Source organism: Providencia sp. PROV174 (assembly GCF_028480685.1).
GTDB lineage: Bacteria > Pseudomonadota > Gammaproteobacteria > Enterobacterales > Enterobacteriaceae > Providencia > Providencia rettgeri.
The window spans coordinates 82,834-98,996 of record NZ_JAMPOT010000017.1 but is presented as its reverse complement, the minus strand read 5'-3'; the positions used below and the strand labels follow the sequence as shown (position 1 = coordinate 98,996).

The 16,163-nt window shown below is 40.1% G+C and carries 10 protein-coding genes; 4 read left to right on the top strand and 6 right to left on the bottom strand.

All coding sequences use genetic code 11. The features are described from left to right. Positions 1–19: 19 nt before the first annotated feature. On the bottom strand, positions 20–1,684 hold the full coding sequence (gene mltF / locus PSE60_RS15015; RefSeq protein WP_272665913.1) for a membrane-bound lytic murein transglycosylase MltF: 1,665 nt from the start codon (positions 1,682–1,684) through the stop codon (positions 20–22). A 270-nt stretch (positions 1,685–1,954) separates the two neighbouring features. On the opposite strand from mltF, the gene purL reads away from it, so the two are divergent. Next, complete coding sequence (gene purL / locus PSE60_RS15010) at positions 1,955–5,842, top strand: phosphoribosylformylglycinamidine synthase (RefSeq protein WP_272665912.1); 3,888 nt, start codon at positions 1,955–1,957, stop codon at positions 5,840–5,842. Positions 5,843–6,105: 263 nt separating this feature from the next. Beyond that, the gene (locus PSE60_RS15005) at positions 6,106–8,715 is read left to right on the top strand and encodes a calcium-binding protein (protein WP_272665911.1); all 2,610 of its coding nucleotides are present in this window, start codon (positions 6,106–6,108) and stop codon (positions 8,713–8,715) included. Between the two features lie 121 nt (positions 8,716–8,836). Here PSE60_RS15005 and PSE60_RS15000 read toward each other — a convergent pair whose 3' ends face one another. From PSE60_RS15000 to PSE60_RS14985, 4 genes are all read right to left on the bottom strand, one after another. After that, a complete protein-coding gene (locus tag PSE60_RS15000; RefSeq protein ID WP_272665910.1) occupies positions 8,837–9,484 on the bottom strand; it encodes a 3-keto-L-gulonate-6-phosphate decarboxylase UlaD in 648 nt (215 codons plus the stop codon). Then, complete coding sequence (locus PSE60_RS14995) at positions 9,481–10,311, bottom strand: Cof-type HAD-IIB family hydrolase (protein WP_210840090.1); 831 nt, start codon at positions 10,309–10,311, stop codon at positions 9,481–9,483. The genes PSE60_RS15000 and PSE60_RS14995 overlap by 4 nt, the downstream gene beginning before the upstream one ends. 50 nt (positions 10,312–10,361) lie before the next feature. After that, positions 10,362–10,829, bottom strand: a complete 468-nt coding sequence (locus PSE60_RS14990; protein WP_272666002.1) for a PTS sugar transporter subunit IIA — start codon at positions 10,827–10,829, stop codon at positions 10,362–10,364. Between the two features lie 72 nt (positions 10,830–10,901). Further along, on the bottom strand, positions 10,902–12,656 hold the full coding sequence (locus PSE60_RS14985) for a PTS ascorbate-specific subunit IIBC (RefSeq protein ID WP_272665909.1): 1,755 nt from the start codon (positions 12,654–12,656) through the stop codon (positions 10,902–10,904). 402 nt (positions 12,657–13,058) lie between these two features. On the opposite strand from PSE60_RS14985, the gene ulaR reads away from it, so the two are divergent. Continuing rightward, complete coding sequence (ulaR, locus tag PSE60_RS14980) at positions 13,059–13,814, top strand: HTH-type transcriptional regulator UlaR (RefSeq protein ID WP_272665908.1); 756 nt, start codon at positions 13,059–13,061, stop codon at positions 13,812–13,814. 115 nt (positions 13,815–13,929) lie between these two features. Beyond that, the gene (gene ulaG, locus PSE60_RS14975; protein WP_210840087.1) at positions 13,930–14,997 is read left to right on the top strand and encodes an L-ascorbate 6-phosphate lactonase; all 1,068 of its coding nucleotides are present in this window, start codon (positions 13,930–13,932) and stop codon (positions 14,995–14,997) included. A 111-nt stretch (positions 14,998–15,108) separates the two neighbouring features. Here the strand turns inward: ulaG and fbpC are convergent, their stop codons facing one another. After that, a complete protein-coding gene (fbpC, locus tag PSE60_RS14970; RefSeq protein ID WP_272665907.1) occupies positions 15,109–16,158 on the bottom strand; it encodes a ferric ABC transporter ATP-binding protein in 1,050 nt (349 codons plus the stop codon). Positions 16,159–16,163: the final 5 nt, after the last annotated feature.

Genomic DNA, 16,163 nt, shown 5'->3' with positions numbered 1-16,163 from the left:
TATTTTATTTCAGCATGATTTATAGTGGCTTTTCAGGTGCTTTTGGTGGTGAGATAGGTGTTTCATCATCGGCTTCATCAGTATGTTGTGATGGGTGTAATGAAAGTAAATATTTTCCTAATGGCAGCCTTTTTTCATCAAGAGTTTTAGATGGCTGCGCCGCAGAACTCATTTTCCCTAGATTGGTTACACTAACTTTGTCAGGAATAGGGGATTGATTTTGCATTGCTTGAGATTCTATTTTGGTATGGCTCTCAGGCGAAATCAAATAAATAAGTGACTTTTGCGCAATATCAAGTGCATGCTGCTTTCTTTCTTGGCTTTGTAAGTAACCCACTAAACTTTGATGATAACGACGAATATTCTCAACGTAACGATAAGCTTCGTGGCCACGTGCATAACCATAAGTGAGTTGTGAGTAATATTTTTTCTGCGTCAATAGAGGTAAACGGGCTTTTACATCTAACCACCGGTTAGGGTCTCCGCCTAACATTTCAGTTAATTTACGGACATCCTGCATATGCCCATACCCCATATTATAGGCTGAAAGGGCAAACCAGATACGGTCATCCTTTTCGATGGTTTCAGGTAAACGCTCCATAATATAAGCAATATAAGCGGCGCCGCCCTTTATGCTTTCTTCCGGATCTAACCTATCCGCAATACCCATTGTTGTTGCGGTTGGCTTTGTTAGCATCATTAGCCCGCGCACCCCTGTAGGTGAGGTCGCTAAAGGATCCCAATGGGACTCTTGCCATGCAATAGCCGCTAATAATTTCCAGTCAATTACCTGAGCATATTTTTCAAATAGGGGTTGATACTCGGGGAGTTTATTATCAATGGCTTTAATAAATGCCATTGTGTCGAAATAATCGAAAGACTCTACATGGCTGAAATATTTTTCATTAAGGCGCGCGAGTAACTCGCTTTCATGGCTGATGTTGAAGAAATCAAGCAACGCAGCATCTAAACTGTTTTCTTTACTACGACGCATATACCAAGTAACAGCATGATCATCCAATAAATCAAAAGCAACCGCTAATTGCGGGTGAATACGTTGCTGTAGTGCAACTGCAATAGAGTCTTCTAATGTGTAGTCAACCTCACCATCGGCAACCATTTCAAGGATTTGATTAGTATTGTATTTTGAGGTTTCTTCCCATTTTAGGTTTGGGTATTCTTTAGCGAGCTCTTTCAAGGTACTTGCATGCGCCGTACCCGCCGTCACCAATAATTTACCATTTATTTCATTGAAGTTTTTGGGGCGATTTGTTCCTTTGCGATAGACGAGTTGTTGAGTGACATTGAGATAACTTGGACCTGTTTTCGTTTTAGCTAAACGGTCTTTGTTATACAGTAAACCCGCAACCGCGATATCGGCATCGCCATTTTCAAGGTCATCAAATATTTGCTCGAATGTTGGGCGAATGGTTATCTTGAGTTTAACTCCTAAGTATGAGGCAAAGCCTTGAGCTAGCTCGTAGTCGAACCCACGCAGCTGTTTTTGCTCATCAATATAGATAAGTGGCGAGCTAACGGCACTAATACGTAATTCACCTTGAGAAATAATTTTATTAATTTGTGAATTCTGCGTATTGGGCCAGCGGACGTTAAAACCGATGACCATAGTTGCTAGTAGCGCGATGACCACGATAATTAAATAGTTAACTTTTAAGTTATTCAAATAATAGTTTCTCGTGCATTGACTGGTGCTGTATGTCCATAAAAGAGTATGGCTAAGTAATGGTTATAATTCCAGTAGTCGGCTATTTTGCTCAACATTTAGGAACGGTGCAACCTATATTATCGTATTTAGCACAGAATAATATTTAACTAATCGCTTCATTTTTAATCACGCAAACGGTTTCGTATTGATGAACATTGCTTTATAATGTGTTCCGGTTTCCCTGCTTTCATGTTCAGGGCTGGCGTTTAAAAGAGAGAAATTAAGACGATGGAAATTTTGCGTGGTTCACCTGCTCTATCAGCATTTCGTATTACCCGCCTTTTGGCGCTGTTTGTAGAAAAACAGCTTCCTGTCACGGATATCTATGCTGAATATATGCACTTTGCTGAATTATCAGCGCCGTTGAGTGATAGTGAGCAAGGCAAACTGAGCAGTTTGTTAAAGTATGGTCCTTCTCTGGCTGAGCACGACCCATTTGGTAAGCTTATTTTAGTCACTCCTCGTCCAGGAACTATCTCTCCGTGGTCTTCAAAAGCCACCGATATTGCACATAACTGTGGCCTTGGCCAAGTAAAGCGTATTGAACGTGGTATTGCTTATTATGTTCAAGGTGATGCATTGACCCAAGAACAGTGGCATGAAGTGATCGCCATTTTGCATGATCGCATGATGGAAAGCATTTTCTCTTCTTTTGAACAAGCGAGCGCACTGTTTGTGCAGCAACAGCCGGCACCAATGAAATCCATTGATGTGATTGCGGGTGGCCGACTTGCATTGGAAACAGCAAACAGGGAAATGGGCCTAGCGTTGGCTGATGACGAAATTGATTACCTGTTAGAGGCGTTTACGGGGCTAAAACGTAATCCAACGGATGTTGAGCTCTATATGTTTGCGCAAGCGAACTCTGAACATTGCCGCCACAAAATCTTTAATGCAGACTGGGTGATTGATGGTGAAGAACAACCTAAATCACTGTTTAAAATGATTAAAAATACGTTTGAAAAAACACCTGACTATGTTTTATCTGCTTATAAAGATAATGCTGCAGTTATGGAAGGTTCGTCTGTTGGCCGCTTTTTTCCTGAACCTCAAGGACGTACATACCGCTACCACCAAGAAGATGCTCATATCTTAATGAAGGTGGAAACTCATAACCATCCAACAGCGATTTCACCTTGGCCAGGAGCAGCAACAGGCTCTGGCGGTGAAATTCGTGATGAAGGCGCAACAGGGCGCGGCGCGAAGCCAAAAGCCGGTTTAGTCGGTTTTTCTGTTTCTAACTTACGCATTCCTGGTTTTGAACAGCCTTGGGAAGAAGATTTTGGTAAACCAGAGCGCATTGTGACGGCTTTGGATATTATGATGGAAGGGCCATTAGGCGGTGCAGCATTTAATAATGAATTTGGTCGCCCTGCGTTATTAGGCTATTTCCGTACCTATGAAGAAAAGGTCAATAGCCACAATGGTGAAGAGCTTCGCGGCTATCATAAACCGATTATGTTAGCAGGCGGCATAGGAAACATTCGTGCGGACCACGTGCAAAAAGGTGAAATTACGGTCGGTGCCAAACTCATTGTACTGGGTGGCTCTTCGATGAATATCGGGCTAGGTGGTGGAGCCGCGTCATCAATGGCATCTGGTCAATCAGACGCAGATCTCGATTTTGCTTCGGTACAACGTGATAACGCAGAGATGGAACGCCGTTGCCAAGAAGTGATCGATAGTTGCTGGCAGCTTGGTGATGATAACCCTATCTTATTTATCCACGATGTGGGTGCGGGGGGTTTATCGAACGCAATGCCAGAATTGGTGAGTGATGGTGGCCGTGGTGGGCGTTTTGAATTACGTAAAATACTGAATGATGAGCCGGGCATGAGCCCGCTAGAAGTTTGGTGTAACGAATCACAAGAACGTTATGTGATGGCGGTTTCACCTGAACAGCTTCCTGTCTTTACGGCGATTTGTGAACGTGAACGTGCACCGTTTGCCGTGATCGGGGAAGCCACTGAAGAGCGTCATTTAATATTGAATGATGAACATTTTGCTAACCAACCTATTGATATGCCTCTGGATGTTTTACTAGGTAAAACACCAAAAATGCTGCGTGATGTAACAACATTAAAGGCAGAGCCTGATTCATTAGATAGAACAGCGATCAATTTAAATGAAGCGGTTAAACGTGTTCTACATTTACCTGCAGTTGCTGAAAAAACATTCTTAATTACCATTGGTGACCGCACCGTTACAGGTATGGTTGCACGTGATCAAATGGTTGGCCCATGGCAAATTCCTGTTGCTGACTGCGCGGTCACTACCGCTAGCTTAGATAGCTACTATGGGGAATCCATGTCAATTGGTGAAAGAACACCGGTGGCATTAGTGGACTTTGCTGCATCAGCACGAATGGCAGTGGGGGAAGCATTAACTAATATCGCATGTTCTTATGTGCAAGATTTAAAACGCGTTAAATTGTCGGCTAACTGGATGGCAGCGGCGGGGCACCCTGGTGAAGATGCGGGTCTATATGAAGCGGTTAAAGCGGTGGGGGAAGAACTTTGCCCTGGATTAGGTTTAACTATCCCAGTTGGTAAAGACTCCATGTCAATGAAAACGCGTTGGCAGCAAGATGGCGAAGAACGCGAAATGACCTCGCCACTTTCTTTGGTGATTAGTGCATTTGGCCGTGTTGAAGATGTTCGCTTAACAGTGACACCTGAATTAAAAGTAACTAATGATAATGCCTTGTTATTAATTGACCTTGGGCAAGGCAATAATGCGCTGGGCGGCTCTGCGCTGGCACAGGTATATCGTCAGTTAGGTAATAAAGCCCCAGATGTACGCAGCCCTGAAGTATTACTTGGCTTCTTTAATACAATTCAGAAGTTATTATCAGAGCAAAAACTTCTAGCTTACCATGACCGTTCAGATGGTGGTTTATTCGTCACTTTAGTAGAAATGGCTTTTGCGGGTCATTGCGGTATTAATGTTGATATTAGCTCTTTTGATGAAGACACGCTTGCGGCGTTATTTAACGAAGAGTTAGGGGCAGTCATTCAAATTAATGAAGCCGATAGAGCGTATGTAGCAGAATGTTTCGAACTAGCAGGGTTGGCAGGTTGCGTTCATTATTTAGGTTCTGCAATACATGATGACGCCGTGATTATTAATAGTCGAGATACGGTTGTATATCGTGAATCACGTAGCTTATTGCGTCAATGGTGGGCTGAAACTACTTGGCAAATGCAACGCTTGCGTGATAACGAGGTTTGTGCAGACGAAGAGCATGCGATGAAGCAGGATAACCAAGATCCTGGCTTGAATGTGAAACTGACGTATGACATTGAAGAAGACATCGCAGCGCCGTTTATTTTGTCAGGTGCGCGCCCTAAAGTGGCTGTTTTACGCGAACAAGGCGTGAACTCGCATGTGGAAATGGCTGCTGCTTTTGACCGTGCTGGTTTTGATGCGGTTGATGTGCATATGAGTGATTTACTTGCAGGTAACTTATCTTTGGAACAATTCCAAACATTGGTGGCTTGTGGTGGTTTCTCTTATGGGGACGTATTAGGTGCGGGTGAAGGTTGGGCAAAATCTATTTTATTCAATAATAAAGTTCGTGATGAATTCGCTGCGTTTTTCAACCGTCCTGATACCTTATCACTGGGGGTATGTAATGGTTGCCAGATGATGTCAAATTTACATGCGCTGATCCCAGGAGCGGAATTCTGGCCGCGTTTTGTACGTAACCGTTCAGAGCGTTTTGAAGCGCGCTTTAGCTTAGTTGAAATTGCGAATAGCCCATCGTTATTACTGCAAGATATGGCAGGCTCTCGTATGCCTATTGCCGTTTCTCATGGTGAAGGACAAGTGGAAACACGTGCAGCTGCACATTTACAGCAACTGGAAGATTACGGGTTGGTGGCGATGCGTTTCGTGAATAACTATGGTCAAGTGACTGAGCAATATCCAGCTAACCCGAATGGGTCAGTTAATGGTATTACTTCTGTGACATCGAAAGACGGCCGTGCAACGATTATGATGCCTCATCCTGAGCGTGTTTTCCGTACGGTAAGTAATTCATGGCACCCAGAGAATTGGGGGGAAGACAGCCCATGGATGCGTATTTTCCGTAATGCACGTAAACAATTAGATTAATGAGTATTTTAATAAATTAGCCGCTGAGCTAAATTGAATGCAAGCACGCTATCGTTAGGTATAAAACTAAAACGATAGCGTGCTTTTTTATTATTTAAATATTAATTAATTTTAAATTGGTTTTATGAATGAATCTCTTGATATATCAGATTAACTTTTTAATTAAAAAATGAATTAAATGTTAAATTATTGAATGCTAAATACGGCTAATTCAATTAATGGATTAGTCGTTTACATTCAAATAAAATTTAACGAGTATTAATATGAATGCTATAAATAAATTGAAGGAAGTTATTCATTTAAATAAGACAGTCGTAGGTTTAAATTATCGTGATAAAGGAGACGTATACATTAATTTAATGAAGGAAAACCTTGAGTTAGGTGAAGGTAAAGGGCATGAAGTCAAATTGGAATATACTAATAATGTGTTTTTTTCAGGGGGAATTGAATCCAATTTATTTATAAAAGGGAATAAAAACAATAATGTATTAGATGCGGGTGTAATGAAAGCGTCTATTAATGGATACGGCGGGAACGATCATATTATTTTTAGCTCGGGTGTTGCGAGAGGCGGGGATGGTGATGATAATTATTATTTACGCCGTTATCAATGGAAGAATGTTAAAAATAAAAGTATAACTAAATTAAATGCAAGAATCGTTGAGAACACAAAAGATAAGAGTGATGTTCACTTAGGGTATACTTTAGAGGAAATAGTTAACGTAAAACGCATAGATAATGACCTAGTATTAACAATAAAGGCAAAATCGCCATATAAAACCTTAGATGTTTTAGAACTAAATATTACATTAAAAAATGCTTATCAAGATACTTTAAATGGAAAAAAACTAAAACATCATTACCAGCTCTATACACATGATGGGTTTTGTTTAAATCCGATTTTAAATAACAATAGTGATAAGAAAAATTTGGAAAAATTTTATGAGATTACCTATCTTCAAGATAATGATTATCTTAAGAGAAGTGATGAAAGTGATAAAGTCAAAATCAATCAAGAAAAGCAAAATATAATCATTAATAATCATGGATATTTTTCTCCTTCCTGGGGTGATTTCAATTTTAATGGAAATATTAAAAACCTAACTTATACAGGTAGTGATCATAATGACCATTTAGTTATGGTTAATAGGAATAGCTATATTATTGCTACAAAGGGGAATGATATTTACCAGTTAAAACACAGTGATCTTGTGCCCTCGGAATTGGTTATTGACCTTGGTAATATGAAAGGGAATGATGGCCGTAAAAACAGTATTATTATAAAATTACCTGATGAATATGAAGACCAGTTACGTACAGATGGTCAATCAATATACGTTACTAATATTTTCGATGATAGAAAACTGGATATAAAATTTGTTGGCTATGAAAATAATGAATTTCAGCATATATATATTAAGGATGCAAATGATAATTTAATTAAGATTAATTTAAATAACGAAGGGCATGAAATAGCAACTAAAAAGATAACCAGTTTATTTACTGAACAATCGGATAAATTCAACCTTAGAAGGAAAGGGGACTATCTAGAGGCTATTGTTGATGCATTAGATGGGGATGATTCCATTTATAATCATAGTGGATTTGGAATGATAGCTAATGGCGGTAATGGTAATGATAAACTTATAGCATATAAGGGGATGAATGTTTTATATGGTGGGTCGGGGAATGATGTTATAGATGGAGGTATGCAAGGAGACTTATTACTTTCGGATTTAGGTGATGATATTTTAAATGGTAATGATGGGAATGATCACTATATTGTTGATGGTTCCAAAGGTATCGGAACAACAATTATCAATGATAATAAAGGTATCGGAACAACAATTATCAATGATAATAAAGGTATTAATAACATTCATTTAATGTATTTTAATAAAGAATATAAAGAAGTAGAAGAGAATGGAATAAAGTATCAGGTTTTCACGTCAGTTTCAAAATTACGTGAGGTAAAAATAAAGAAAATATCATCTAATGAAATAAATAAAAATCACATTCATCATTATGACAGGCTTCCTGATAATATTCCTAACGATGTCAAAGAAAGTATGAGCCATATGGTAAGGTACCTGGCTGAGCAAAAAAAATTCTGGGAAAGAGAGTATCCACTAATACCTTGGCAGCCGATATTTGAATTTAAAGGTTTTTTTGAAAACACAAATTACTCAATAAGAGATTTATCTTCACTAGAGATTAATATTAAGAAGGATTCAAAACCTTTTCAGTTAGTTATGAGTTTAACTGGCAATCAACATAAAGTAGTCGATAAAAGCAAACACGGACGGGTATTTAAAGCAAAGATGGATATAGGAAGTGTATCTGTTGTACACAATAATGCTGGCCATAATGTTTTGTATGCTGAAGAAGGAAATATCGATTTATCCGGTGGTGATGGAAATGATGTGCTTATTGCTAATGGTCATAGTGGGGAATTAAGTGACCAAAAAGGAGAGAATACGTTTATTGTTAATGGGGAATTCGTAGGGAAGAGTATTATAAATCACTATAGTGATAAAGACACGATACACTTAATTAGCTTTAATAGAACACCAGAAATCTTAGAACCTGATGACCGAAATGAAATAGCCCGCCATGTGTACAGTTCAGAGTCCGGCTATAAAGTTACGCTTATCCAACGTAAAAATAACCAAGCGCCAGTTGTTGTCCATCATAATTCATTACCCGGTACGCGAAAATATACAACAGCTCAAAAGCTTGATTATTTAGTGAATACTTTAGCTGAAATGCGGTTACAAGATGAATATAACAGCGTTGGGACTCTTGATTTTGAAAGAATAAATAGTGATTGGCAACCCGTTCAGCTTGTGAACGATTTTTTGTCGAAGGGATAAGTATAAAAAGAATAGTATGTTAATGAGTTACTGGTTTTAAACGTTGTAGAGTGAATAAAATCAAAAGCCCTAAAATATTCTGTTGATTTTAGGGCTTAACTAGAAACATATTTAGCGTAGTTTAGGCCCAAAAACGGTCGATTTGCTCACGTAATGCTTCTGCCGTTTTTTTACCTTTTTCGCCCACTAATGCACGGCCAGCAATAAAGGCTTTGGCCTTGATACCGTTAAATAAATGGATATCCTCCGGCACGATACCGCCAGTAATGGACAACTCTAGCCCTAAATCAGACAATTTGCGCATTTTTTCGATATCTTCACTAGTCCAGCCAATACCGGCGAGTTCTGCATCGCGGGAACGATGGTAAATCGCTTGCGAAATACCAAGTTCGACCCAATTTTTGGCATCTTCAAAAGTCCAATTACCATAAATTTCAATTTGGATCTCACGATTAAACTCATCGGCAACTTTTTTACAGGCAGCCATAGTGGCAATATGCGCCGCGGCTGAGACTGTGATCCAATCTGCTCCTGCTTCAAATGCCATTCTTGATAAAATGGCGCCACCATCCGTCGTTTTCATATCACAAACAATAATATGGTTTGGATATTTCTGACGGAGTGTCGAAACGGCTTTCATGCCTTCTGCGAAAGCTAAAATGGTACCCACTTCGATAATGTCGACAAAAGTGTGTACATTGTCAGCCACTTCGAGTGCGGCAGGTAAGTTGGTTTGGTCTAAAGCAATTTGGATCAAAGGCTTTGTCATTGTGATTGTCCTAAAATATTTTCATGGATTAGACGTGCAAGGCCATCACCGTTATTATCTGTAGCACAGACGGAATTCGCATGTGATTTCACTGTGTCATCAGCATTTTTCATTGCAACTCCTAGACCCGCTAGCTCAATCATGGAGATATCGTTGTGGTTATCACCAACAGCAATAACTTGTTTTGAGTCATAACCCTGAGAGTGAAGATATTCCGCTAAACGCGTTCCTTTGTTATTGCCTTTTGCGGCAAAGTCGAAACGGTTTGACCATGACTTTTCGGCATTAAAAGTTTGTTTAATCCAAGGGGAATTTAAGAAACGTTCTAACGTAGACGGTTCACCTTCGACGACGAACTTCCAAATATAGTCAGCCTGCTGGACTTGTTCTTCAAATGAATCAATGCGATAAATTTTCGGCGGATGGCTCATGGTTGGGTCGTTAGCCCACTGTTCCATTGCACTCATGTAATCGATAGGGTCGATTTTTGAATACACCATGGCATCGGTGATATACATCACCATTTTCAGTTTATCGTTCTGCGCTAATTCGATGAATGTCAGTGCATTTTCTTTGGTAAGGGCATTGTGCGTGATGACTTTTTCATTTTGGTAATCATAGATATAAGTACCATTGCAACAAATAATCGGCGTAGTTAGCCCGAGTTCATCATAGTAAGGACGCGCAGCGGTATGGTGGCGGCCAGTGACTATCATGACGTGGCATTGTTTTGCTGCTTGTTTAATGGCTTGTTTGACTGCAGGGTGGATTGTATGTTCTTGAGTTAAAACCGTTCCATCCAAATCAAGCGCTAATACTTTATACATAGTTGATTACCTCTATCGCTAATTAATGATTCTCTTTTATTATCATTAAATTAGCATAATGCTTGATCAATAACCTGATAAACATCATCAATCGTGCGGCAACGGCGTAGTTTTTCAAGATCGACACCTGTTTCACTGTTTTCATCATCGAGAACGCGGGTCACTTCCATCAAGCCTTCCATATGTTCATCGGATGAACTGCCTGCTAAGGTGATCAGTACATCAACGGGTTCATCTTCACCCTCAAAAACAATCGGTTTTTCCAGTGTGACTAAAGCAAAGGCAGTTTTCAGCACACCATCTTCAGGTCTCGCATGGGGAAGTGCTAAGCTAGGTGCGATACAAATATAAGGGCCGAGCTTTTCGACGCTGCTGATGATTGCTTCATGGTAGCTGGGTTTTATCGCACCTGAAGCGATGAGCAAGTCTGTACCTATCTTAATGGCATCACGCCAGTTATCAGCGGATGCTTGTAGCTGTATCGAATTATTGTCGATTAATGATTGTTTAAATCCCATCATTGCCTTCCTATTTTTCAACGTTAGGGGAGTCGATACCGTTATGAGCGATATTGACTCCTACGACTTAGGCTATTTATTACCTATAAAATTGGTATGTATGATATCGAGTAGTTCATCACCGAATGAGTTGGGGTTGAGCATATTTTGTACGCCAAGAATGAATTTACCATCACCGGGATCCATTTCTGAGCTTAAATGTTTAGATGAAACAATAATATCTGTAGCGATTAATTTTGATTTATAGTCAGATACGGCGCAGGAATCCATGATGTGCGGGATACCTTTTTTCTCAAGATACTGGCCAATTTTCATCTTCATCATCATGGAAGAGCCTTGTCCATTGCCGCAAACCGCTAAGATACGTACAGGTTTAGCACCACTATGTTCAATAGATGCCGCTTCGGCTTCTTCAATGGTTTCTATTTCTCTTTCAATTGGGCTTTGTGCATCTTCTTCAGCGCGTAGTTTCTTCGCCGCAAAATACATATAGATAAGGGAGAGAGCGACAATAACAAAGAAGAACATTTTGGAGAAAGAAAGGCCTTGCATAATCACTGGGAAGGCGAGCGCCCAGTCGGCCATACCCATCCAACCACTAAAGTCAGTACCTTGGTTATTAATTAAGCTGATTGCCCAAGCGGAACCTAATACTTCAATGATACCCATCACGAAACACACTTTCATGACGGCTTTCCAACCCCCAAAATGGTTGGCAAAAATACCGATAGTGGCGTTCGAGAAGAACATAGGGATAAAGCCAGGAATGATCATAATTGGTGAGTTAAACGCCAACATACCCAACACAGCCACAAATTGGCCTATTGCCCCCCACATAAAACCAAATACCATGGCATTAGGTGAGAATGCATAGATAGCTGCACAATCAATGGCGAGCACGGCGTTAGGAATGACACGTTCGGAGATCCCTTTAAAGGCCTCAGAAAGCTCTGCAACAAACATGCGCACACCCGTTACAATAATTTGGATAGCGACGGCAAATTTTAAACCAGTTTCAATAATATAAATGGTCCAGTGAGTGGTACCTGCCATGGTTTGTAGGTTGGGAATGCCAAAAGAAATCAAAATAACGCCAAAGAATAAGGTCATCACAATGGCAGTAGCGGAAATGCTGTCGTGAAAAATATGCAGCCATTTGGGCAGTTTTAAATTATCTACACTGTCTTTTTTATCGCCCAGTTTAGGAGCAACTTTGGTTGCTATCCATGAGGCAAACTGCTGCTGGTGCCCAATCGAAAAACCGGCACCACCAGTGACTTCTTGCGTTGGTTTAAACATAATATTGGAAGAAATTCCCCAATATAGCGCCATTAAAACTGCGGAATACAAAATAGTTTCCCACATGCTTGATCCGAGAACAAAATAGAAAACAGCGATCAAGCCTGCTTGTTGAAACATAATATGCCCTGTCAGCATAATGGTACGAATACCCGTGACGCGGCGGAAAAGGACTAAAAGAATATTAATTGCGAGAGCTAATAACACGGTATAGCCCACCCAAGAATAGTTATCACCCATGGTTTCCATTGTCGCCATCATTGATGTATATGGGTCAATGACGGACCCTGTAAGTCCATGGTATTCAGACATTTTTTCGATGACGGGTTTAAAACTGGACACTAAGGTACTGGCACCCACGCCAACTAGCATAAAACCAACAATCGTTTTGATTGTCCCTTTGAGGATTGTCGTGCCATCGCGCTTTAATAGCCAATAACCAATAAATGTGACTAAGCCTAATAATAGAGGTGCTTTTGTCATTACTTGGCTGTAAAAAATATAGAAAGCGTCGTATAAAAAATCCATATTTTTACCTCTAATCAAATTGTATTTGTAATTTATCTGGGTCAGAGATTAATCATATTGATCGTATCTGGTGTTATTGCGATATAATCATTTAAAGCGATTAATCAGTCTCGCAAAAATCAAATGTGATCATATGTAATCACGAATTGCTCTTTTTTGATTGTTCTCATTTGTGCGTTTTTTTACCAGTAAAAAAATAAATAAATGGCGACCTGATCACGTAAAATTTAAAATATACATATGTATCAATCACTTGTTTTTATTTATATTAAATGTTGTTTTTTTGCATTCGCAAAGGTTGACAATAGTAAACGAGATAAATAGAATCAAAACCAATCACTAATAATCATTTTGAGTCACAAGGTGTCATCAGGATGATTATTAATTAATAAGGCGATGATTATGAATGAAGTGCAAAGACACAATGAAATATTGTCGTTATTGGAAACACATCGAGTGATCAATGTTTCTCATATTACCGAACAGTTTAGTGTGTCTCCTGCAACAGCTCGTCGTGATATTTCAAAGTTAGATGAGCAAGGTAAATTGCGAAAAGTCCGTAATGGCGCTGAACGTATTGAAAATAAAAAGCGTAAGTGGACACCGTTAAACATCAACAGTACTGATCACTATGAAGAAAAATCGGAAATCGCAATTAAAGCGGCTGCACTTTGTCTTCCTGGGGAAAGCGCAGTCATTAACTGTGGTTCCACCGCGTTTATGTTAGGGCAGCAATTGTGCGGGAAAAACGTGCAAATTGTGACTAATTATTTTCCATTAGCGAGCTATTTGATAGACCAAGACCATGATGACGTCATTTTAATCGGCGGGCAGTATAACAAAGCACAAAACATTTTTTTGAATCCGGCTTTGAACACGTTAATGGGTTATGCAGGTAACTGGATGTTTACTTCAGGTAAAGGGTTAACGGAGGCCGGCTTATATAAAGCTGACATGCTAACTGCGGTAGCAGAGCAGCAAATGCTTGACCAAATTGATAAATTAGTCGTTGTTGTAGACAGTTCCAAAGTGGGTCATCGAACCGGAATGTTATTCTGCCCAGCTAATAAGATAGATGTTCTTATCACTGGAAGAAATGCTAACTCTGAGGTTATCAAAGCGATTGCTGCACAGGGCACGCGAGTGATACTGGTTTAATTCCACCGTATACCTAATTTTTAAAACTTAAACTAATTCTGCCGCCATGCCTTAATTTCTCGATTAAGGCATCAGGCTCCCTACATCTAAAATTCTGGAAAAAGGTATTATTACTATGAGCAAAGTAAATGAAATCACACGTGAATCTTGGATTTTAAGTACGTTTCCTGAGTGGGGAACGTGGCTAAATGAAGAAATTGAAAAAACGGTTATTGAACCTAATACCTTTTCAATGTGGTGGCTAGGATGCACAGGAATTTGGTTAAAAAGTGAAGGGAATACCAATGTTTGTATCGATTTTTGGTGTGGAACAGGGAAAAAAACACAGAAAAACCCATTGATGAATAAGCAACATCAAATGATGCGTATGGGAGGGGTGGAAGCGCTACAACCAAACTTACGAACCGCGATTTTCCCTTTAGACCCGTTTGCCATTAAAGAAGTTGATGCGATTTTAGCGTCTCATGACCATGCTGACCATATTGATGTCAATGTGGCCGCGGCGGTAATGCAAAATTGCGGCGACCACGTTAAATTTATAGGTCCTCAAGCCTGTGTGGATTTATGGATTAAGTGGGGCGTACCAGTAGAGCGCTGTGTAGTCGCCAAAGTTGGCGATGTACTTGAAGTAGGGGACATGAAAATCCGTGTGTTAGATTCATTTGACCGCACAGCATTGGTGACATTGCCACAGGGCGTTTCTTCCACGGATAAGCAAATTTTAGATGGCATGGATTCTCGTGCAGTAAACTACCTGATAGAAACAACTGGCGGCTCTATTTATCATTCCGGTGATTCACATTATTCAAACTATTATGCGGCGCATGGTAATCGTTACAATATTGATGTCGCACTGCTTTCTTTTGGTGAAAACCCACGTGGTGTGACCGATAAAATGACTTCATCGGATATTTTGCGTGCAGCAGAGTCATTAGATTGTGAGCGGGTTATTCCATTCCATCATGATATTTGGGCAAACTTCCAAAATGACCCGCGTGAAATAGAAGTGTTGTGGAATATGAAAAAAGAGCGCCTGCAATATAAATTTGCCCCGTTCTTCTGGCAAGTGGGTGGGAAATATACTTATCCAACAGATAAAGACCGCATGCATTATCAACATTTCCGTGGCTTTAGTGATATTTTCAAAAATGAGCCTGAATTACCATATAAAGCATTTTTATAATTAATTGGTTTGTTAAGAAAAGCAGAAGGGGAAACGCTTCTGTTTTTTATTTGAACTTAATAACGAAAAAACCGCCACTATGAAGTGACGGTTTAGATTATTGATCAGAAATTATTCTTTTTCGTTTAAGATAAACATGCCGTATGGGTGGATCTGCAAATAAAGGTTTTCCCCAACAGCGGGTTGCAACTGCGTCGCATTAATTTGCAGCAACATTGATTGACCATGCCAATCAACAGTGACTTCGTATTGAGGCCCCATATAGGCAACATGAGTAACCGTGCAGCATTGGCTATCTTCGCCTTGCAAACTCAGTGTGATGGCTTCAGGGCGAACCCCCACAGTCACCGTAGTTTTATCAGTAACAAACTGCTCTGGACGCGGTAAACGATAATTGAAAATATCGACGGAATCAGCACTGAGTGTTGCAGGGAAAATATTTGCATCCCCCATAAAGCTCGCCATAAATTTTGACGCTGGCTGGCGGTAAAGCTCTTGCGGCGAACCTAACTGCATGATTTTCCCTTTATTCATCACTAGAACCATGTCTGAAACCGCAAAGGCCTCGCTTTGGTCGTGGGTGACATATAAAGAGGTGATATTGAACTGTTGCTGTAACTCACGAATTTTTTCACGCATGCTACGACGCAAATTTGCATCTAAGTTACTTAATGGTTCATCGAATAATAGGACTTTGGGTTTAAGGATCAATGCACGCGCCAAGGCTACACGTTGTTGCTGACCTCCAGAGATTTGGTCAACAAAACGGTCAGCAAAGCCAGCCAAATCCACTAACTCTAATGCTTCTTCAACCCGTTTTTTGATCTCAGCTTTGGGTAATCCTAACATTTTTAAGCCATAGCCGACGTTGTCCCCCAAGGACATATGCGGGAATAGGGCGTAGGATTGGAATACCATACAGATATCGCGTTGCTGAATGGAACGGTCTGTCACATCTTCGCCATCAATAAACATACGGCCTTCAGTGGGTTTTTCTAACCCCGCCACTAGGCGTAATACGGTAGTTTTACCACAACCAGATGGGCCGAGTAGGGTCACCATGCTACCTTGCGGAATTGAAAGACTTAAATCATCGATGACGGTGTTGTTGCCAAAGCGTTTAGTCACATTTTTTAGTTCAACAAAATGATGTTGTGTCATGTCAG

What these genes read in the sequence shown, in the direction of transcription:
- purL (WP_272665912.1), top strand. Translation starts at nt 1,955, where the DNA reads ATGGAAATTTTGCGTGGTTCACCTGCTCTATCAGCATTTCGTATTACC.
- PSE60_RS15005 (WP_272665911.1), top strand. Translation starts at nt 6,106, where the DNA reads ATGAATGCTATAAATAAATTGAAGGAAGTTATTCATTTAAATAAGACA.
- PSE60_RS15000 (WP_272665910.1), bottom strand. Translation starts at nt 9,484, where the DNA reads ATGACAAAGCCTTTGATCCAAATTGCTTTAGACCAAACCAACTTACCT.
- PSE60_RS14995 (WP_210840090.1), bottom strand. Translation starts at nt 10,311, where the DNA reads ATGTATAAAGTATTAGCGCTTGATTTGGATGGAACGGTTTTAACTCAA.
- PSE60_RS14990 (WP_272666002.1), bottom strand. Translation starts at nt 10,829, where the DNA reads ATGGGATTTAAACAATCATTAATCGACAATAATTCGATACAGCTACAA.
- PSE60_RS14985 (WP_272665909.1), bottom strand. Translation starts at nt 12,656, where the DNA reads ATGGATTTTTTATACGACGCTTTCTATATTTTTTACAGCCAAGTAATG.
- ulaR (WP_272665908.1), top strand. Translation starts at nt 13,059, where the DNA reads ATGAATGAAGTGCAAAGACACAATGAAATATTGTCGTTATTGGAAACA.
- ulaG (WP_210840087.1), top strand. Translation starts at nt 13,930, where the DNA reads ATGAGCAAAGTAAATGAAATCACACGTGAATCTTGGATTTTAAGTACG.
- fbpC (WP_272665907.1), bottom strand. Translation starts at nt 16,158, where the DNA reads ATGACACAACATCATTTTGTTGAACTAAAAAATGTGACTAAACGCTTT.